Genomic DNA, 20,347 nt, shown 5'->3' with positions numbered 1-20,347 from the left:
GACTCAACGATAAAGGAAATAAAATGTCCAGAAACCGAATTTGCAACCCAAAAGCCTGCCCCGATTGCGGGCGGGCCTTTCTGTCTCCGTCTGATGAACTGGCGCAGGTTACGGCTTTGGTGGCCGAGGCGCGCTTAGCCAAAAAGGCAGCGGATGATCAAGATTGGCCGCCAAAGGGTATCGCCTATGAGGACTTGCCGCCGCTCCATCCCGACGACGCGGATATGCTGCGTGAAAAATTGCTGACGATACTGGATAGGGCCGCGCATCACAGCCCGATGCCGCCGGAGGACGACGCCGAGCCGCATTCGCCGTGAAGGCGGTCTGACCGCGCAATATCAGCCGCTGCCGCGCCGTATTGACCTTTGGCGTAAAGCGTGGGACAGGGCGGCCCATATTGACGGCAGGCCATGAGGGCTTGCGCCCCATATATCGCCCGATGCCTTGCATATGCACGCGCCGGAGCGAGCCTGCATGAAAGGCTCCTGTTTTTACGGGAGCACATATACTTTGACTATACCCACACGCCCCGAGCCCGCCCGTAAACCCCGCACGCGCGTTCGCCGCAAAGCCCCGAACCGAGACGGGCAAACCGCTCCGGACACGGCAACAGACGCCGCCCCGATAGAGGCCGCTGCGCAGACGCCGGCGCAAAATGCCGCCACGCCGCAAGACGGCGATCTACCGACTTTTACCGAGCTGGGCCTCGCCCCGAAAATCTTAAAAGCGCTCGCCGATAAGGGCTATGAATACCCGACCCCGATCCAGGCGCAGTCCATTCCCCACGCGCTACAGGGCCGTGACGTTTTAGGTATTGCGCAGACCGGCACCGGCAAGACCGGCGCCTTTATTCTGCCCGTTATGCACAAATTATCACGCGGACGGGCGCGCGCCCGCATGCCGCGTTGCCTCGTCATATGTCCAACCCGCGAACTGGCCGCGCAAGTCGCGGAGAATGTCGAAGAATACGGCAAATATCTGAAGCTGGAAATGGCGCTGCTGATTGGCGGCGTAAGTTTTACAGAGCAGCAAAGAAAACTGGATAAGGGCGTTGATATTTTGATCGCCACGCCGGGCCGTTTGCTGGATCAATTCGAACGCGGTAAAATTCTGCTGACGGGCGTGCAAACGCTCATCGTCGACGAAGCGGACCGCATGCTCGATATGGGCTTTATTCCCGATATTGAGCGCATTTTCGAGATCACGCCATTTACGCGCCAAGTGCTGTTTTTCTCGGCCACTATGCCGCCGGAAATTACCCGTCTGGTTCAGACCTTCCTACATAATCCTGTGCGCGTCGAAGTCGCCCGCCAGAGCACAACGGCGAAGAATGTGACGCAGCGCATCATTAAAATGCCCAGCAATGACGCGCGCGCCAAACGCAATGCCTTGCGCGGCATTATCGAGCAATCCGGCACATTCGAATTTGCGATCATCTTTTGTAACCGCAAGCGCGATGTCGATATTGTCGCCAAATCGCTGAACAAACACGGCCTGAATGCCGAGCCTATTCACGGCGATCTGCCGCAAAGCGTGCGCACGCAGACCTTGCAGGATTTCCGCGACGGCAAGACAAAAATTCTTGTGGCCTCTGACGTCGCCGCGCGCGGTCTGGATGTGGATACCATCACCCATGTTCTAAATTATGATGTGCCCAACCACGCCGAAGATTATGTCCACCGTATTGGCCGCACGGGCCGCGCGGGCCGTCACGGCGAAGCGATTATGTTGGTGTCCCCCGTCGACGTGAAAAACTATGAAGGCGTCCTGCATATGCTGAAAAAAGACAGCATAGAGGAAATGACGCTGGACGGGATCAGTCTGGCCGCCGATGTCCGCCCCGGTGATAAGACCGCGCGCAACAAAGGCCGCGGCCGTGACCGTAAGTCTAGCCGCTCCCCGCGCGGAGAGCGCCGCGATCGTCCTGTCAAAGACCACGGCGAAACCGCCAGCATGGCTCCGGTGAAAAAGCGCAGAAAACCGGCCGCTGCCAAAACGGACGCGCCGAAGACCGCTGACGCCGGGACGCCGGAAAAACCGCGCGACACGACCAAACGCGCCGACTCTAAGCGTTATGAACCTAGGCGTGACGAGGCAAAAGCTGCGCCTAATAAAAAAGCAGCGAAAAAGCCCGCGCCAAAATCCAGAAACGCCTCGCCAAAAGGCAAGAGCAGCTTCGGTGATGATGTGCCGTCATTTCTAAAACAGGGCTTTTAAAGGCTTAACGCGTACCGATAGTCTACGGAGACTTCTTTTTCTTGGCCGCAGCGCGCAACGCGACGTCCAATGATTTGCGGGCCCAATGCTCACAAATCTCCGGATCGTCATAGGCGGCGTCCGGCATGGCGAAATAATTCATCGTCCCGCTTTTGCCGCTTTTCGCGACAAATATAAATCGCGCCATACCGGCGGCTTCAAAATCAGCGTGGGTCTGCGCGTCTGATTTTAAAAAATAGCCCTGATCAGGGGCGTAAAACGCAAATGTCACGTCATGGGCATAAAGCGTCAGGCCCCCCATCATTTTACGCGTGCGGATTGGCCCGAGCATAGAAAACTGCGCCATGGCATCTTCAATCTCAGTCGGCGTGATAGGCATATGTCTCTTTCCACACTGGCGTAGCGGCAAATTGCGCATGCCATTTGGCCAGCGGAGGATGCGCGGCGCGCCAGTCAATATGGCCCGCGCGGTAGCTGCAATAATCCAGACCGCAGATAATAGCCAAATTGCCGAACTCCCACGGCCCGCACAAAGCCTCCACGTCCGCCGCGATTGCGCCGATAATATTGCGCAAAGCTTGGTCATGACGCGCGATGATTTCAGGCCAATGCAGCGCGGCGTCGCGCACAGTCTCATACCGGTAATTATAAGTCGCATCGGATATCGCGTCGCCCAGCGCATGGAGACGCAATTGCGTCCATCGCGCCTCACCGTTTTGCGGCAATATCGGATCGGACAGACTGTCCAGATAGTCGCAAATCACAGGGCTATCCATAAGGGTCACGTGACCCTCACGCTCCAGCGCCGGAATTTTGCCCGCAGGATTGTCTCCGGCCGTATAGCCATTCGCGCCGTCTTTGGTCACAGAGGCCTCGATCAGATCAATATCTTTAATTCGCGCCAATATCATGGCTTTGCGGGCATAGGGCGAGATCGGATTACAATAGAGTTTCATTAAGCGAGCCTATAATTCAATCCCCGCCGCCGCAAGACGGTGTAGAATAATGACTATATCCCATAATATCATGGCCCGTAGAAATCAGGCCTGGAACATGCCGCAGATTATAGCGCCGCTAAACAACCGCCGGAATGATCGTCACGCTCTCGCCGCAGCCACAGGCATCGGTTTGGTTGGGGTTACGGAAAACAAATTTGCTGTGCAGCAAAGTCGTCTCGTGATCGATTTCGCTGCCTAAAATGAAGAGAACCGCTTTCGCGTCGACGACAATAGAAACATCTTTATCTTCAACGACTTCGTCGAGCGGGCTGATCTCGGACACATAGTCCATGAAATATTCCATACCCGCACAGCCGCCATTTTTGACGCCCACGCGAAGATGGCCCTCGCCGCGCTCAGCCAAGATATCTTTGACTTCCGCCGCCGCGGCGTCAGAGAGGGTGACTAATTTGGGTCTGGGTCTACGGGTCATAACATATTCAGCTCTAATTTCGCCTCATCGCTCATGCGCTCCATTGTCCAGGGCGGGTCAAAGGTCATCGACACTTCGCATTTGCGCACACCCGCAACAACTTCGCAGGCTTCGCGCACCCATTCGGGCATTTCGCCGGCCACAGGACAGCCCGGCGCGGTCAGGGTCATCTGAACTTTGAGCAAACGGTCATCTTCAAGCTCGACTTTATAAATCAGGCCAAGCTCGTAAATATCAACGGGGATTTCGGGGTCATAAACGGATTTAAGCTGGTTAATCACATCTTCAGTGATGCGCTCAATCTCAGCGTCACTGGGCGCCTCGACGGGCGCGCCTGATACATCAATAACATCGCGTTTCGCGGGCGCAGCGTCCGTATTGGGCTTAGACACCTCATTTTCAGGGGCCAATCCGGGGATTTGCGCATTAGCGAGCGCTTCGGCGTCTCGCTGCCGGTCAATATTGTCTCTTTGTGGTGCTTCAGTCATTACAGTCTCAATATAGCTATTCGGGCTAGGATAAAAAGAGGCGGGCTTTTTTCACCGCAGCGACCAGACGATCAGCTTCGCCTAATGTATTATATACACCAAAACTGGCGCGGGCGGTGGAATGAATGTCATATCGCGCCATGAGCGGCTGCGTGCAGTGCTGTCCGGCGCGAATGGCCACGCCGTATTTATCAAGGATTTGGGCAATATCATGCGGATGCGCGCCTTTGAGGGTAAAGGACAGAACCGCGCCTTTCTGCGGCGCGTCGCCGATCAGTTTAAACCCGTCAATATCGCGCAGCCCGTCCAGCGCGTGATAATAACACGCCATTTCATGCTGCCATGCCATGTCGCGATCCAGCGCCATGAACCAGTCAATCGCTGCGCCGAGGCCTATGGCTTCTAATATGGGCGGGGTTCCCGCCTCAAATCTGTGCGGAATATCGGCATAGGTCACGCGGTCTTCATAGACGTCTTCGATCATTTCGCCGCCGCCATTAAAGGGCTGCAGACGTTCAAGCGCGGCTGGCTTACCGTAAAGCGCGCCAATGCCGGTTGGCCCGTATAATTTATGCCCTGTCATGGCGTAAAAATCACAGCCGATCTCCGCGACATTAACGCGGCTATGGACCACGGCCTGCGTGCCGTCGACAATCATCGTCGCGCCCGCCGCTTTGGCCCATTTGGTGATTTCAGTGACAGGGTTCAGCGTACCCAGCATATTGGACATATGCACAACCGACACAATCTTGGTCTTGGCCGACAACATGGATTTGAATGCGTCCAGATCCAGAGTGCCATTGTCGAGGACAGGCGCAAATTTCAAAACCGCGCCATAGCGCTCGCGCAGAAAATGCCACGGGACGATATTGGAGTGATGCTCCATCTGCGTAATCAGGATTTCATCGCCGGGTTTTAGAGTGTGCGCAAGACCATAGGCCACAAGATTGAGCGCTTCGGTTGTGCCGCGCGTGAAGACGATCTGCTCGCTTGACGGCGCGCCAAGCAGGGCCGCGACCTTGCCGCGCGCGCCTTCAAAGGCCGCCGTGGTCTCATTCGCCATGCTGTGCAGGCCGCGATGGACATTGGCAAAGCTGGTTTCCATCTGCCGCGACATGGCGTCAATTACCGCACGCGGTTTTTGCGCGCTGGCGGCATTATCCAGATAGGCCAGCGGATAGCCGTTTATCTCGCGGGACAGGATCGGAAATTGGGCGCGAATCTCGTCGATGTTAAAAGTCATAAAATGCCCCCATCATACCAAAATCCTCATCCTGAGGCGCGACGAACGTCGCGGGACTCGAAGGGCGCGGATTTTGGCTCTCCATATTACCCCGTCCTTCGAGTCCACGCATCTGCGATGCGTCCTCAGGATGAGGTAATATTTGAATTAGGCATAACGTCATCACCGGGCCTCCAACCATTCGCGCACCTTAACCAAAAGGCTCTCACGCAGATCATCGTCTTCGACGCTATCAAATACGCTGCTGACAAAGGCTTCGGTCAACATGGCGCGGGCCTGCGCGATGGGAATGCCGCGTTGACGCATATAAAACAAAGAGGTCTCGTCAAGCTGCCCCAGCGTATTGCCATGCTCGCACGCCACATCATCGGCATAGATCTCAAGCTCGGGCTTGGCGCGAACCTGCGCGCGATCAGACAGCATAAGCGCGTCATGACGCATTTGCGCGTCAGTATGCTGCGCGGCGCGCTCGACAAGGAACTTGCCCTGAAAGACGCCGCGCGTTTTATCGTCGACAACGCCTTTTACGGCTTGGTCGATGGTGCAATTCGGATGGGCCAAACGAATAACGCTGGTCATATCGCAATGCCGCTCTCCGGACAGCAGATAGGCCGCGCCCATATCAGCGGTAACGCCCTCACCTTCGCTCGTCAGATTGGTTTCCATCCGCACCAGACCGCCGCCAAAAGCCAGACAATGCTGCGTCAGTTTTGCGCCCTCCTCAATGGCGATATGCGCATTGGCAATGCGGCAATGATCAGCCGGATCATCCTGAATGATCGTGCGGGTCAGCTTTGCGCCTTCGGCCAGATGGATTTGAATATCACTATTGGTAAAGCCGCCCTGCTCGCCGCCATAATGCTCAAACAGGTGAATATGCGCGCCTTTATCGACCATAATCATGATGCGGCAATGGCCGCGCGCTATGTCGGAAATTACCAGCGGCGCAGCCGGTCGTAATCCTGACGGCACATAGATTTCCCAGCTTTTCCCGCCAAAACTTTTAGCCAGCGCGGCCATCGTGCCGTGGCCGTACTTTTTTGATTGCTTTTCGGGGCCTTCGCCTTCCCGTATTTTGACCCCATGCGGGAGATCAAATTTCGGCCGCGCAGCCGATGTTAGCCCGCCGGCTTTGTCGGTCACCGCGCGGCGCAGATCCGTCCATTTCCAGACTTCGTCGCGCTTACTCGGCAGCGGACTTCCCAATCGCTGTTCGGCTGTGGTGTTATGCGGCATATGCGTCATAGCCTTCGGATTCGAGCGTCTTGGCAAAGTCGGCATCGCCGCTGGCGGCGATTTTGCCTTGCGACAGCACATGGACGCGGTCAGGGACGATATAGTCCAGCAGGCGCTGATAATGGGTGATAATCAGCATGCCCCGGCCCGCACCGCGCAGCTTATTCACACCGTCAGCAACAATGCGCAGCGCGTCAACATCAAGGCCGCTATCGGTTTCGTCCATGACGATAAAGCGCGGCGCAAGCATCATCATCTGGAAAATTTCCATGCGCTTTTTCTCGCCGCCGGAAAAGCCGACATTCAGCGGACGTTTGAGCATCTCCGGTTTGATCTTCAGCTCTTTAGCAAGCGCGCGCGCCGTCTTGAGAAACTCCGGCGCCCCCATCGGCTCCTCCCCGCGCGCCTTGCGCTGGGCATTCACTGCCGTACGTAAAAACGTCATAGTCGGCACGCCCGGAATTTCCAGCGGGTATTGAAAGGACAAAAACACGCCCTTTGCCGCCCGTTCTTCGGGCTCCATATCCAGCAGGTCTTCACCATCTAAAGTGACCTCACCCTCTGTCACGTCATAGCCGTCACGGCCCGTCAGGACATAAGCCAAAGTCGACTTGCCCGCCCCGTTCGGGCCCATAATCGCATGGACTTCACCCGCCGGAACCTCGAGCGAAAGCCCGTTTAAGATTTGCTTTTGACCGTCATCAACAGTCGCGTGTAAATTATTGATTTTTAGCATTATATTTTCTCATGTCTGTTTTAACTCGTTCCCACTCATTTTTGAGTATGTTTCGAGAAATTTTTTCAAAAATATTAATATTGAAGGCTTCATCATTTAGAAATGGAAATTCTTTTGGCGATGCTTTGAAAGCATTTTCAGCACTCAACATCGTATTATTCGTTTCGGTTTCTAACCGATAAACAGCAGCTTTTGATATTTGAGCCAATTGCATCATTAAAAGTGGATAGAGCGGATCCTCATCATTCATAAGTAAAGATATTTTGTGAAAATGAGAAAGCATTTTTGCTAGGATATCTCCACCATAATGTGGTGATGTTATAGAAGCTGAAAAGCCTGCCATTTCCTCTCTTAGCTCAGAAATCCATTTTTCACGAAACTGAATTAATTGCAACTCGACTGAAGCGGATAAGTTTTTTTCGGCAATTTTATTTGCTCGCCAAGCACCATATAAAGCTATTATGGAAGCAAACACTGATGCCAACACTGCAAGGCCTGCAATTGCAGTAGTCTGATCGATAGCATAATTATACACAACATACCCCCAAACTCAATCCGCTCATCCCAGCGAAAGCTGGGATCCAGAGCGACTTGATGCAGTTCCTAACTCTGGATCCTTGCTTTCTCTGGGCAGCGTCGATCACGGGTGAGCGGGAGATGTAGCGCTCAATTTTTACCCAAACCTCATCCTGAGGCGCGGCGATAGCTGCGGGACTCGAAGGGCGGGGTTTGGCCACCCAGCCTCTCGCCTCGCCCTTCGAGACGCGCTTCGCGCTCCTCAGGATGAGGCTGAATTTGGTAAAAATTGGCATACCTAAACCCACTCGCTTACAGGCGCATCATATTTTACGTCGACAGCTGCGCTGCCATTATTTTTTGTACCGACAGTTTCCAGCAATAATATCTGACATTCCGACTCGGCGCGGGGGCGGTGGACGGTGCCTTTGGGGACGACGATGGCTTCGCCTTGTTTAACGACAATGCTGTCCTCACCCTCGACATCGAGGATAAACTCCCCTTGCCAGCAGAAAAACATCTCATCCGTTTCGGCATGGGCATGCCACGGATACGCGCCGAAAATTTTGGCGAGTTTAAACTCTTGCCCGTTGATCTCGGCAACCGTTTTGGGTCGCCAGTGTTCGCTGAAGAGGTCAAATTTATCAGTGATGTTTATTTTTTGAATCATAAATAATTATCTTAAATCCAACCTCATCCTGAGGCGCGGCGATAGCCGCGGGACTCGAAGGACGGGGTTTGGCTACCCAATTCGCCGCCTCATCCTTCGAGTCCACGCCACTTCGTGGCGTCCTCAGGATGAGGCTAACTATGGTATTTATTTTATCCTTTATAGGCCGTGACTTCGATTTCAATCTTACCCTTGGGATCCACTAAATCCGCAATGACCATGGTCGCAGCGGGGCGGATTTTACCATAGAATTTCTCTAAGATCGGCAAGATTTTCGCGACGTCATCACGGTTAGCGACCGTGTATTGAACGCGCACCGTATGGCCAAGCTCGAACCCGGCCGCTTTCAGCGCGCTTTGGATATTGGTAAATGTATTGAGCGTTTGCTGCGCGACGCTTTGCGGCAGTTCGCCCTTGGCATAATCATAGCCCAGCGTGCCGGAGACAAAGCAAAAATCGCCCTGCACCAAAGCGCGCGACATAGAATATTTCGCTTCGCTATCGGAGAGCTGAATCAGCGTACGTTTCGGGGCAGTTTTTTTAGCCATTATTTTGGCTCCTCTATTAAATTATTATTGGGCTCATAATAGTCGGTGAGTTAGGGGCAAAGCTGCGTCGTCCATTGCCCGGGATTATCGCCGCGGCGGCATTTGTGACGAAGACCGAAAAACTCTAATTTATTGGTCAGAGGCGAGTCGGGGATAAATTCGGCATAAAGTTGCTGCGCCGAAATCGAATCGTCCAGTGCGCCCTCTTGCGTCGCAAGAATAACGGTGCGGCCATTAGCGCTATAGATACGCTCTATCGTGAAGCTGAGCTGACCTTCTTCTTGAATGTCATCGCCAAACCGCTCGCGGATAATCGGCTCGGCTGTGTCGATATCCATCCCCAGCTCGAGCTCGAGCCACGAGGCGAATTTCGGGTTAAAATCATCACGCGACAGCTCAGCGCTATTGCTAACTGACGGCGTAGCGGGAGCCTGTATCGTGCCCGGCTTGACCGGAGCTTCAGGGACCTGCGGCTCTTGGCTGCCGCATGCGGCGAGAAAAGCCGCCGCGCCGATAACACAAAAATATCTGATCATCCGACTGATCCTTCCAAGCTGATGGCGACTAATTTCTGCGCTTCGACTGCAAATTCCATCGGCAGTTTTTGCAGCACGTCACGGCAAAAGCCGTTGACCAAAAGCGCGACGGCGTCTTCTTCGGACAGGCCGCGCTGACGGCAATAAAACAGCTGATCATCGGAGAGTTTACTGGTCGTCGCTTCGTGTTCGAACTGCGCGGTCGGCGTGTCGCTCTCAATATAAGGAACCGTATGCGCGCCGCATTGATCGCCGATTAAAAGGCTGTCGCATTGCGTAAAATTACGCGCGCCCGTAGCCTTGCGATGGGCAGAGACAAGCCCGCGATAAGTGCTGTTGGATTTACCGGCGCTAATGCCTTTGGAAATGACGCGGCTAATCGTATTTTTGCCCAAATGGATCATTTTTGTGCCGGTATCGGCCTGTTGATGACCATTGGTGATGGCGATGGAATAGAACTCGCCCTGGCTGTTATCGCCGCGCAAAATACAGCTGGGATATTTCCATGTGACGGCAGAGCCGGTCTCGACCTGCGTCCAGCTGACTTTGGAGTTATCGCCCCGGCAATCGGCGCGTTTGGTGACGAAATTATAGACCCCGCCCTTGCCTTCGCTATCGCCCGGCCACCAGTTTTGAACCGTGGAATATTTCACTTCGGCGTCCTCATGGACAATGATTTCGACGATGGCCGCGTGAAGCTGGTTTTCATCGCGCATCGGCGCGGTGCAGCCTTCAAGGTAAGACACATATGAGCCTTTGTCTGCAATAATAAGCGTGCGTTCAAACTGCCCCGTCCCCTGCGCGTTCATCCGGAAATAGGTCGAGAGCTCCATCGGGCAGCGCACGCCCGGCGGGATGTAAACAAATGATCCGTCCGAAAAGACGGCATTATTGAGCGTCGCATAGAAGTTATCGGTTTGCGGCACCACTGTGCCCATATATTTGCGCACGAGCTCCGGATGTTCTTTCACAGCTTCAGAGAATGAGCAGAAAATCACGCCTTTCTCGGCCAGCTCTTTTTTAAAGGTCGTCACCACAGAGACGCTATCTAAAACCGCATCGACGGCCACGCGCGGCGCGCCCGCAACGCCGGCCAGAACTTCTTGTTCTTTCAGGCTGATGCCGAGTTTTTCATAGATAGCGAGAATTTCAGGATCGACCTCGTCGAGTGATTGCGGCTTATCCTCATCACGTTTCGGCGCGGCGTAATAATAAGCGTCCTGAAAATCAATTTCCGGATAATCAACATTTGCCCATTTCGGCTCGTCCAGTGTTAACCAGCGCGCATAAGCTTCCAGCCGCCAGTCGAGCAGCCATTGCGGCTCTTCTTTTTTGGCCGAAATAAAGCGAACAATATCCTCATTTAAGCCCTTAGGCGCAAATTCCTGTTCGATATCACTGTCAAAGCCATATTTGTATTTATCCGCCTCAAGCGCGCGAACGCCGTCAACGGTCGATTGCTCAATGCTGTCTTTGGCCTCTTTGATTTTCAGGTCTTCGCTCATGCGGCTTTCCGTTCTTTGTGTCTAATTTTGGCCCATGCAGACAGAAATCTATTAATGTCCGACAGGGTGTTGTCATGCCCGAGACTAACGCGGATCGCGCCTTTGGGGGCTTTGTCCAAAACGCCCATCGCTTTGAGCGTGCGGCTCTCGCCGACTTTTCCGGACGAACAGGCTGTTCCGGTTGAAACCGATATGCCGTGCAAGTCGAGTTGCATCATTAACGTCATGGAGCCGGCATCCGGTACAGCGAAAAATGATGTATTGGGCAAACGCTCTACATGTTCGCCAAAAACTGTCAATCGCGGCTCCATCGCTTTGAGGCCTGTTTCGAGGGCATCACGCAGGGCATTCATGCCCGTCATATCGTCAAGTGTTTTTACCGCAGCGCCAAAACCTGCAATCCCTGCAACATTCATCGTACCTGCGCGGCGGCGGCGTTCTTGTCCGCCTCCACACAATAGCGACTGCGCGGGGGCATCCGGCGAGATATAAAGCGCGCCAACGCCTTTCGGCCCGCCGATTTTATGCGCAGAGACAGAAATATAATCGGCGATATAGGTCATCGGGATTTTACCCAACGCTTGAACAGCGTCGACCAGCAGTAAACCGCCTGCATCACCGACAAAACCCGCGACCGCCTCAACGGGCTGGATCACGCCGGTTTCGCTATTGGCCGCAGCGACAGACACAAAGGGACGGCCATCGGCTTCATCCCATTTACTCAGGCGCTGTTCAAGCCAAGCCACATCCGTCACGCCATTCGCGTCGACGGGAATAAACTCATGCGGGCATCCCCATTGCTCAGCTGCGCGGTATGTCGCCGGATGATCGGCGGCGGAGAATAGCATTTTGCGGCATCCTGCCGTCCAAGCGGAGAACACGGCGGTATTATCCGCTTCTGTCCCGCCGCCGGTGAAGATCACATCCTGCGCGCAGACGCCCATCGCGAGCCCCACAGCCTCGCGCGCCGTAGATATAAGCCCGCTCGCCGCACGGCCATCGGCGTGTTGCGCGGACGGGTTGCCGTGCACATGCATGGCTTCGGTCGTGGCATCAATCGCCTCAGAACGCATAAAGGTCGTGGCATTATGATCGAGGTAAAGGCGAGTCATTACATCATTGCTCATTGCGCCGCCTCCAGAGCAAATGCGCGGCCATCGACCACGTCAGCAACGCTGATCCGCGACATAAATTCGCCAATATGGCTCTCTAATGCGCCCCATAAATCATGGGTTAGGCATTTAGCGTTCCCGCCCGTGCACCCTGCGCGCTTGGTCGGGTCACAGCCATGGGCGCGGACTTGCTCGTCTACGGCGGCGATGATCTGATCCAAGGTCACAGTAGCCGCCGGTCGGGCCAGCGCATATCCGCCCTGCGCGCCGCGAGAGCTTTCGACAAGTCCGGCGCGGCGCAAACCGCCAAAAATTTGCTCCAGAAAAGAGAGCGAAATACCTTGCCGCATCGAAATCTCAGACAGGCTGACCGGATCGCCTGCGCCAAATTTGGCGAGGTCGGCAACGGCCATCACGGCATATCGTCCCTTTGCAGTCAGTTTCACGGCCTAATCCTACCCATTAAGTGCATGTTCACCCTCGCTTTTTCGCAACGCCCTTGTTATGAGCCGCGCTAAATCACAAGTTAGTTGGAAGTTAAGTATTCCGACTGTTTTAGTCAAGATTAAGACCTGCATTTGCAGGCGCGGCGAATTGGCCGCACGCCATAAAGGATTTTCATGCCTGAAGTCATTTTCGCCGGCCCTGAAGGCCGTCTCGAAGGCCGCTATCACCCGTCAAGCGAACCTGCCGCGCCTTGCGCCATCATTTTGCCGCCCCACCCCAAAGCGGGCGGACATATGGATCACCGCATTCCGGTTGCCATGTATGAGCAATATAAAGAACGCGGCTTTAGCGTATTGCGCTTTAATTTTCGCGGCGTCGGCCGCTCTATGGGCACTTATGATAATGGCTCCGGAGAGCTGCAGGATGCCGCTTACGCGCTGGACTGGCTCCAAAGCTTTAACCAAAATGCGCCGTTTAGCTGGGTCTCCGGCTATCAGTTCGGCGCGTGGATCGGCATGCAGCTTTTGATGCGTCGCCCCGAAGTAGCCGGTTTCATCTCAATGAGCCTGCCGACCAATACGTATGATTTTGCCTTCCTCGCGCCCTGCCCGGCGTCCGGTCTGGTGACTTACGGTACCGAAGATCAGATTATCCCGCCGGATGATGTTGTCGGCGCAGTTAGCCGCATTCGCACGCAAAAAGGGACATCTGTGACGGCCACGCCTATTGAAGGCGCAGACCATTTCTATACCCACCATCTTGAGCAGGCTCTGGATATCGTTGACGATTATCTGGATGAGCATTTGGATCCGCGTTATTGTCCACCGCGCGGGCCAAGGTTGCTCGAAGGTTAAAGTCTTAAAGCCCCGCTCCGGCGGGGCTTTTTTTCTAACCGGACGTAATGTGGTACTTTAAAAACCAAATATACTTTGGAGGCTTGTACTTACAAAATTGCGGAATGGCGCAAAACCCAGCGCAATGCAGAACCCAATTTGTATCACCGCAATCGTATAAAGCTGAGCTTTGAAAGGTTGCTTTCGGGTTTTATGCCGAAAAATGCGTTGCCCCATCATACTGCCCGGCGAGCCGCCAAGAGCCGCGATCAGTAATAAAGTTTGCTCTATATACGGCGGTCACCATTTCTAGCCGCCATCTTGTCTATGCCGAACACGGTAAATGCGACCATATTAATCCCGAGGACGTATAGTTCGACATAAATTAAGACGGTTTGTGTCATAAAGCTATGCTTTTTATCCCCCTGAAAACGCCAAACGTGTAAGTTTTATACATTAAATAATTATTTCAACATTGTCCTGAGCGCGCCGATGCGGCGGCTGCTCGGATTCAGCATGGAAAAGTCTGACCTGGGCTATCCCCAACTCTTTCCAGTGAGACACGTTGAATGATAGCGATTCGGGGTCTATATTGAATGGCCGAGGAAAGGCCATCTATGCGCATTAATCGTCATTTCACGACATCAGGGCAGTCGCCCTATAGCGGCATAAGCTTTACCAGCGTGCGCAGCGAGCTGCGTGATCCCGATGGCACCGTCATAGCTGCCGCGCAGGACTTTCTGGCGCCGGAGGCCTGGTCACAGACGGCGTGCGATATCCTGGCGCAGAAATATTTCCGCCGCGCGGGCGTTCCCGCCAAAACCATCGCCGAAAAAGACGATAATGTCCCTGAATGGCTTCGCCCGCGTATTGCCGATATTGATGCGCTGGACGCCATGCCTAAAGCTGATCGCTATGGCGGGGAGAGCGATGCGCGGCAGGTTTTTGACCGTCTTGCCGGATGCTGGACCTATTGGGGCTGGAGGGGCGGCTATTTTGATAGCGAAGATGACGCGCAGACCTATTTTGATGAAATGCGCTATATGCTCGCCACGCAAATGGGCGCGCCCAATTCTCCGCAATGGTTTAATACCGGACTGGCCTGGGCTTACGGCCTCACCGGCGAGCCGAGCGGGCACTGGATTGTCAACCACCGGACGGGAAAGGCCGCGCTGGCCAAAGACGCCTATACCCATCCGCAGCCCCATGCCTGTTTCATCCAGAAAATCGATGATGATCTGGTCGGTAATGGCGGCATTATGGATTTATGGGTGCGCGAGGCGCGGCTGTTTAAATTCGGTAGCGGTACGGGCAGTAATTTCTCCCATATTCGCGGCGCGGGCGAACCGCTCTCCGGCGGTGGAACCTCATCCGGCCTAATGAGCTTTTTGCGTGTCGGTGATGTAAGCGCGGGCGCGATCAAATCCGGCGGCACAACCCGCCGCGCCGCCAAAATGGTCGTCGTCGATATCGACCATCCCGACATTGAGGCTTTTATCGGCTGGAAAGCGCGCGAAGAAACCAAAGTCGCGGCGCTGGTCGCAGGCGCGAAGGTTCTGCGCGAGCGGCTCAACGCCGTCATTAAAGCGTGTGTGAATTGCGAAGGCCCGCCGGAGATCTGTTTTGACCCGGCCAAAAATGCGGCGCTGGCCCGCGAAATTAAAGCCGCGCGCCGCAGCGGCGTGCCGGAAGGCGCGGTCGCCCGCGCTCTGCAACTGGCCCGCCAAGGCATAGACACCATCGAAGTCCCTGACCTCACCGCCGATTGGGACAGCGAAGCCTATCTCACCGTCTCCGGACAAAACGCCAATAATACCGTGCGCGTTACAGACGCTTTTCTCAAGGCGGTCGAAAACGACGAGACATGGGACCTGATACGCCGCGTCGACGGCGCAGTTGCCAAACCGGTTCGCGCGCGGGATCTATGGAACCAGATCGCCAACGCCGCATGGAGCAGCGCGGATCCGGGCCTGCAGTTTCACGACACAATCAATGACTGGAACACCTGCGCCAAGGACGGAGAGATCACCGCGTCCAATCCCTGCAGTGAATATATGTTTCTCGATGATACGGCCTGTAACCTTGCCTCTCTGAATCTAGTTAAATTCCTAACCGAAGAGAGAGATTTTGATACGGACGGTTTTGTCTATGCCAGCCGTCTGTTCACACTGACGCTCGAAATCTCTGTGCTGATGGCGGCTTTCCCGTCCAAAGCCATTGCGCAGCGCTCCTTTGAATACCGTACATTGGGTCTGGGCTATGCCAATTTAGGCGGCATGCTGATGCGCTGCGGCCTTGCCTATGACAGCGCGCCTGCCCGCGCCAGTGCCGGCGCGATTACCGCCTTAATGTCCGGCGCGGCCTATCAATTATCGGCTCAAATAGCGCAGCATCACGGCGCATTTGCGGCTTATAAACGTAATAAGGTTAGCGCCGTTAAGGTCATCGCCAATCATGCCGCCGCGGCGCACGGCAAGACAGCGATGAAGGATTATAAAGGCCTGTCTATTGTGCCCGCTCCGCTGGACGCCGCCAATTGCATCTTCCCCGAAGCCGCTGATCGCGCGGCGCAAATCTGGGCGCAAACTCTGGCGCTGACCAAAGCGCATGGTCTGCGCAATGCCCAGATCAGCGTGATCGCGCCGACCGGCACAATCGGCCTGTTAATGGATTGCGATACAACCGGGATTGAGCCGGACTTCGCTTTGGTCAAATTTAAGAAACTGGCCGGCGGCGGAAGCTTTAAAATCATCAACCAGGCTGTACCGCAGGCCCTGACCGCGCTGGGTTATCCGGCCAAACAGCGCAAAGACATTATCGACTACGCGCTGGGCCGCGGCAGTCTAAAAGGCGCGCCCGCCATAAATCACGAGACATTATCGGCCAAGGGATTTTCTGATCTTGAACTGACCGCCATTGATAAAGCCGTGAAGACGGCGTTTGATATCCGGTTTTGTTTTAACCGCCACACGCTCACAGACGAGTTTTGCAAAGAAGCGCTGGGCCTTACGGAGGCGCAACTTGACGCCCATGCCTATGACTTGCTGCCCGCGCTCGGCTTTAGCGAAGATGATATCTTAGCGGCCAATATCCATGCTTCCGGCGCGATGACGCTGGAAGGCGCGCCGCATTTAAAGGCCGGGGATTTACCTGTCTTTGACTGCGCCACGCCCTGTGGACGCATCGGCACGCGCTCCTTATTAGCAGACGCGCATCTTTACATGATGGCCGCCGCGCAGCCCTTTATCTCGGGCGCCATATCCAAAACCGTCAACCTGCCCAGCGATGCTACGATTGAGAGCTGCGCCGCAGCCTATCGTAAGGCGTGGGAGATCGGACTTAAATCCATCGCGCTATATCGTGACGGCTCCAAACTAAGCCAGCCTTTATCCGGCGCGATTTTCGACGACAAGACGCTCGACAGTCTGGACGAGGATATGCCAACAGCCCAGCGTACAGCCAAGGCGGCCGAGAAAATTGTCGAAAAAATCATCGAGCGCATGGTCGAAAAGCCCGCCGCGCGCCGCCGCCTGCCTGACCGCCGCACGGGATATATTCAAAAATCATCAGTAGGGGGACATAAAGTCTATCTGCATACGGGCGAATTTGCGGATGGTCATCTGGGCGAGATCTTCATCGACATGCATAAGGAGGGCGCGGCCTTTCGCAGCCTGATGAACAATTTCGCCATCGCGATCTCTATCGGTCTGCAATATGGCGTGCCGCTGGAAGAATTTGTCGAAGCTTTTGTCTTTACACGCTTTGAGCCGTCCGGCCCTGTGCAGGGAAATGACAAGATTAAAATGGCCAATTCGATACTCGATTATATCTTCCGCGAGCTGGGTATTTCCTATCTGGGCTGGGAAGATTTGGCCCATAATAGCGGTGACGAGAATACGCCCGACGCACTGGGCGGCGGGGCGAGCGAGCGCAGCCGTGAGACCCGCGATCCGCAGCTCACTTTGACCAATTATTCCAAAGGTTTTGTCCGCGAAACATCCCCCGACCCAACCAATATCGTGCCCTTCCGCGCGACATCCGAAGACGCGCCGGTTAATGACGCTGATGATCTGGTGCAGGAGGACATAGCCGAAGAGAGCCGCGAGACGAAAAGCCAATCCTCCGGCGGCGCATCATCTGCGCCCAGCGCGGCGCAGCTGGCCCGATTTGCCGGTTATACGGGGGACGCCTGTCCGGAATGCGGGCATTTCACCCTTGTAAGAAATGGAACCTGTCAAAAATGCGAAACATGTGGTAGTACAACAGGGTGTTCATAAACAGACTGACTTACCCACAGGAGGCGTTTAAAAGCGGCCTAGCTGTGGGCATCTGCGTAAAACATTAACTTTATTCACATCGCTTAGCGGCAGGCCTCTTCACCTTGTCGCCTTGGCTGTATAGGTATGTGCATGGCTACAGCACTCGACACATATTCCGACATGGACGGGGACGATATCGTCCAGACCGCCCCCCATAATATCGACGCGGAGCAGGCTCTGCTCGGCGCAATTTTATACGATAATGAAGTTTATAACCGTCTCGGGGATTTTCTGCGCGGCGAGCATTTTTATGATCCCGTCCATATGCGCATTTTCGATGTCATTGCGACGCTGATCCAGCGCGGCTCTCTCGCCGATGCTGTAGTGCTTAAAAACCGGTTCGAAAAAGATGAAGGCCTGTCGGAAATTGGCGGCGTCGAATATCTCTCCTTCCTGCTCCATAATGCCCCGTCCGGTGCGGCGGGACCGGCCTATGCCAAGCTGATTTTCGATCTGGCGATCCGCCGCGAATTGATCCGCGTTGGTGGTGAAATCCGTGAATTTGCCGAAAACCCTGAAACCGAAGCCGAAGCTATTGAGCAGATTGAACTGGCCGAACGTAAACTGTTCGACCTGGCGGAGTCCGGCGGCGCGCAGAGCGGGTTTGACAGTTTTGAAACTGCGGTCACCGCCTCCATCAATATGGCGCGGGCCGCCTATGAACGTGATGGCGGGCTGTCAGGGCTTTCGACCGGACTTGTCGATCTGGACAGGCAGCTTGGCGGGCTTCACGAATCCGATTTGATTATTCTCGCGGGCCGGCCCTCTATGGGTAAATCAGCGCTGGCCGCTAATATCGCTTTTCATGTCGCTCGAAATTACAAAAGCGAAAAAGACGTGCTGGGTAACGAAAAAGCCGTTGAAGGCGGCGTCTGCGCGCTGTTCTCACTGGAGATGAGCAGCGAGCAACTCGCCACGCGTCTTCTGGCCGAACATAGCGGCGTCCCGTCCAATAAAATCCGGCGCGGCGAAATCACGCCCGACCAGTTCGACGCCATTCGAGATAGCGCGGCAGAGCTGCAAGCTATCCCGCTCTTCATTGATGACACGGGCGGCTTGTCAATTGGCGGACTGGTGGCGCGCTGTCGCCGCCTGAAGCGGACGCGCGGGCTTGATCTTATCGTCGTTGACTATTTGCAGCTGCTCTCCGGCGGCGCCTTGATGAAAAGCTCTGATAACCGAGTACAGGAAATCACCGCCATCACGATGGGCCTTAAAGCGCTGGCCAAGGAACTTGATGTTCCCGTGCTGGCTCTCGCCCAGCTCTCACGTCAGGTGGAGCAGCGTGAAGATAAACGCCCGCAGCTCTCTGACCTGCGTGAGTCCGGTTCAATTGAGCAAGACGCTGACGTGGTCATGTTCGTCTTCCGCGAAGAGTATTACAAATCCCGCACGGAGCCACGCGAAGGCACAGAAGAGCACATGGCGTGGCAAACCGAGATGGAAGAGCTGCACGGCAAAGCCGAAGTTATTGTCGGCAAACAGCGCCATGGCCCGATCGGAACGGTCAAATTGTCCTTTACAGCCGAGCTGACCAAATTCGGCAATCTTGTGCAGGACGACCGTTATGACGGCTATGTGGGGTAAGTAAGCGCCAGTAGCGCTTGCCTGATGTCAGCCGTGATTGCCCTCCTAGATCCGGTTAATTGGAATCTTTAAATATATATGGCCGTCACGCTCTACCGGCGGCAGAGCCCCTCCATGGATATTGACTTGTAAAGCCGGCAGGATAAGCCGGGGGGCGCTGAGCGTCGCATCGCGGGCATCGCGCATCTCAACATAGTCAGCTTCAGTTTTACCGTTTAAGTGAATGTTTTTGCGTTGATCCGCGACTGTACTTTCCCATCGATGCACGTCGCGACCTTCAGGGCGGTAATCATGTCCAACCATAATGCGCGTGGTCTCCGGCAAGGATAAAATCTTTTGAATGGATTTATATAATATCGACGAATTCCCGCCCGGAAAGTCAGCGCGCGCCGTGCCGTAATCCGGCATAAATAATGTATCGCCGACAAAGGCCATATCTGCGATCAAATAGGTAACACAGGCTGCCGTATGCCCTGGGGTGAACAGAACTTTTACGGTGTTATCACCCAATTGAAATGTCTGACCATCCTTAAATAATGCATCAAAGGTCTCAGTATGTATTGGCTCGTTAGGCGCTCCAAAAAAGGGGTGAAAGAAAGATTGAACCTGTTCAATATGCGCGCCGATTCCGAGTTTAGCCCCGGTTTTCTCACGTATATAATGACCTGCCGAGAGATGATCAGCATGTGCGTGGGTATCAAGCACCCACGTCAAGGTTAGGCCTTTATCTTCAACGGCCTTTATTACCCCGTCAGCAGAATATGTATCCAGACGCGCGGCATGGGGCTCGTAATCCAATACAGGATCGATCACCAGCGCTTCGCGGCTTTCATCATGCCATACCAGATAAGTAACCGTATTCGTTTTCGTGTCAAAAAAGGCTTGTGTATTAATCATCATAAACTCCTCTGTCATATTATATA

Annotated in this window: 21 protein-coding genes; 5 read left to right on the top strand and 16 right to left on the bottom strand. The window is 54.6% G+C overall.

Features of this window, described 5'->3' with window-relative positions; all coding sequences use genetic code 11:
* The first annotated feature begins 23 nt into the window (after positions 1 to 23).
* Positions 24 to 317 carry a hypothetical protein gene (locus tag H142_RS0101385; RefSeq protein WP_017930300.1) on the top strand — a complete coding sequence of 98 codons (294 nt, stop codon included), beginning with the start codon at positions 24 to 26 and terminating at the stop codon, positions 315 to 317.
* Positions 318 to 474: 157 nt separating this feature from the next.
* Complete coding sequence (locus tag H142_RS0101380) at positions 475 to 2,217, top strand: DEAD/DEAH box helicase (protein ID WP_017930299.1); 1,743 nt, start codon at positions 475 to 477, stop codon at positions 2,215 to 2,217.
* A gap of 22 nt (positions 2,218 to 2,239) precedes the next feature.
* Here the strand turns inward: H142_RS0101380 and H142_RS16920 are convergent, their stop codons facing one another.
* From H142_RS16920 to H142_RS0101300, 14 genes are all read right to left on the bottom strand, one after another.
* Positions 2,240 to 2,596, bottom strand: coding sequence for a TfoX/Sxy family protein (locus H142_RS16920; RefSeq protein ID WP_017930298.1), 357 nt, complete (start codon positions 2,594 to 2,596; stop codon positions 2,240 to 2,242).
* On the bottom strand, positions 2,577 to 3,173 hold the full coding sequence (locus tag H142_RS0101370) for a glutathione S-transferase family protein (protein ID WP_017930297.1): 597 nt from the start codon (positions 3,171 to 3,173) through the stop codon (positions 2,577 to 2,579). The genes H142_RS16920 and H142_RS0101370 overlap by 20 nt, the downstream gene beginning before the upstream one ends.
* A 118-nt stretch (positions 3,174 to 3,291) precedes the next feature.
* Positions 3,292 to 3,648, bottom strand: a complete 357-nt coding sequence (locus H142_RS0101365; protein ID WP_017930296.1) for a HesB/IscA family protein — start codon at positions 3,646 to 3,648, stop codon at positions 3,292 to 3,294.
* A complete protein-coding gene (locus H142_RS13890) occupies positions 3,645 to 4,136 on the bottom strand; it encodes an SUF system Fe-S cluster assembly protein (protein WP_017930295.1) in 492 nt (163 codons plus the stop codon). The genes H142_RS0101365 and H142_RS13890 overlap by 4 nt, the downstream gene beginning before the upstream one ends.
* Positions 4,137 to 4,161: 25 nt before the next feature.
* Positions 4,162 to 5,379: an aminotransferase class V-fold PLP-dependent enzyme gene (locus H142_RS0101355; protein ID WP_017930294.1), complete on the bottom strand. Its 1,218-nt coding sequence runs from the start codon at positions 5,377 to 5,379 to the stop codon at positions 4,162 to 4,164.
* A gap of 162 nt (positions 5,380 to 5,541) precedes the next feature.
* On the bottom strand, positions 5,542 to 6,615 hold the full coding sequence (gene sufD / locus H142_RS16025; RefSeq protein WP_169331786.1) for a Fe-S cluster assembly protein SufD: 1,074 nt from the start codon (positions 6,613 to 6,615) through the stop codon (positions 5,542 to 5,544).
* Positions 6,605 to 7,351, bottom strand: coding sequence for a Fe-S cluster assembly ATPase SufC (gene sufC, locus H142_RS0101340; protein ID WP_017930291.1), 747 nt, complete (start codon positions 7,349 to 7,351; stop codon positions 6,605 to 6,607). The genes sufD and sufC overlap by 11 nt, the downstream gene beginning before the upstream one ends.
* Positions 7,335 to 7,886 carry a hypothetical protein gene (locus H142_RS0101335; RefSeq protein WP_017930290.1) on the bottom strand — a complete coding sequence of 184 codons (552 nt, stop codon included), beginning with the start codon at positions 7,884 to 7,886 and terminating at the stop codon, positions 7,335 to 7,337. The genes sufC and H142_RS0101335 overlap by 17 nt, the downstream gene beginning before the upstream one ends.
* A gap of 279 nt (positions 7,887 to 8,165) precedes the next feature.
* A complete protein-coding gene (locus tag H142_RS13880) occupies positions 8,166 to 8,537 on the bottom strand; it encodes a cupin domain-containing protein (protein ID WP_017930288.1) in 372 nt (123 codons plus the stop codon).
* Between the two features lie 152 nt (positions 8,538 to 8,689).
* Positions 8,690 to 9,085 (bottom strand): Rid family hydrolase, encoded by a 396-nt coding sequence (locus H142_RS0101320; protein ID WP_017930287.1) that lies wholly within the window; start codon positions 9,083 to 9,085, stop codon positions 8,690 to 8,692.
* A gap of 50 nt (positions 9,086 to 9,135) precedes the next feature.
* Positions 9,136 to 9,621, bottom strand: coding sequence for a hypothetical protein (locus tag H142_RS0101315; protein WP_017930286.1), 486 nt, complete (start codon positions 9,619 to 9,621; stop codon positions 9,136 to 9,138).
* Positions 9,618 to 11,126: a Fe-S cluster assembly protein SufB gene (gene sufB / locus H142_RS0101310; RefSeq protein ID WP_017930285.1), complete on the bottom strand. Its 1,509-nt coding sequence runs from the start codon at positions 11,124 to 11,126 to the stop codon at positions 9,618 to 9,620. The genes H142_RS0101315 and sufB overlap by 4 nt, the downstream gene beginning before the upstream one ends.
* Complete coding sequence (locus tag H142_RS0101305; protein ID WP_017930284.1) at positions 11,123 to 12,253, bottom strand: cysteine desulfurase family protein; 1,131 nt, start codon at positions 12,251 to 12,253, stop codon at positions 11,123 to 11,125. The genes sufB and H142_RS0101305 overlap by 4 nt, the downstream gene beginning before the upstream one ends.
* A complete protein-coding gene (locus tag H142_RS0101300; RefSeq protein WP_026147695.1) occupies positions 12,250 to 12,684 on the bottom strand; it encodes an RrF2 family transcriptional regulator in 435 nt (144 codons plus the stop codon). The genes H142_RS0101305 and H142_RS0101300 overlap by 4 nt, the downstream gene beginning before the upstream one ends.
* Before the next feature lie 174 nt (positions 12,685 to 12,858).
* Here H142_RS0101300 and H142_RS0101295 point away from each other — a divergent pair, with 174 nt between their 5' ends.
* The gene (locus tag H142_RS0101295) at positions 12,859 to 13,539 is read left to right on the top strand and encodes an alpha/beta hydrolase (RefSeq protein WP_017930282.1); all 681 of its coding nucleotides are present in this window, start codon (positions 12,859 to 12,861) and stop codon (positions 13,537 to 13,539) included.
* Positions 13,540 to 13,596: 57 nt separating this feature from the next.
* Here H142_RS0101295 and H142_RS17215 read toward each other — a convergent pair whose 3' ends face one another.
* Entirely contained in the window at positions 13,597 to 13,788 is a 192-nt protein-coding gene (locus H142_RS17215) for a DUF1294 domain-containing protein (RefSeq protein ID WP_407689915.1), read from the bottom strand.
* Between the two features lie 347 nt (positions 13,789 to 14,135).
* Between H142_RS17215 and H142_RS0101285 the strand changes: the two genes are divergently transcribed.
* A complete protein-coding gene (locus H142_RS0101285; RefSeq protein WP_017930279.1) occupies positions 14,136 to 17,795 on the top strand; it encodes a vitamin B12-dependent ribonucleotide reductase in 3,660 nt (1,219 codons plus the stop codon).
* Between the two features lie 132 nt (positions 17,796 to 17,927).
* Positions 17,928 to 19,424, top strand: a complete 1,497-nt coding sequence (locus H142_RS0101280) for a replicative DNA helicase (RefSeq protein WP_199351241.1) — start codon at positions 17,928 to 17,930, stop codon at positions 19,422 to 19,424.
* Positions 19,425 to 19,469: 45 nt separating this feature from the next.
* Here the strand turns inward: H142_RS0101280 and H142_RS0101275 are convergent, their stop codons facing one another.
* A complete protein-coding gene (locus H142_RS0101275) occupies positions 19,470 to 20,324 on the bottom strand; it encodes an MBL fold metallo-hydrolase (RefSeq protein ID WP_156811847.1) in 855 nt (284 codons plus the stop codon).
* Between the last annotated feature and the right edge of the window lie 23 nt (positions 20,325 to 20,347).

Origin of the sequence: Robiginitomaculum antarcticum DSM 21748 (assembly GCF_000365025.1) — a bacterium.
GTDB lineage: Bacteria > Pseudomonadota > Alphaproteobacteria > Caulobacterales > Maricaulaceae > Robiginitomaculum > Robiginitomaculum antarcticum.
Note: the sequence above shows the minus strand (reverse complement) of the source record. Positions and strands in the feature narration are given on the sequence as shown.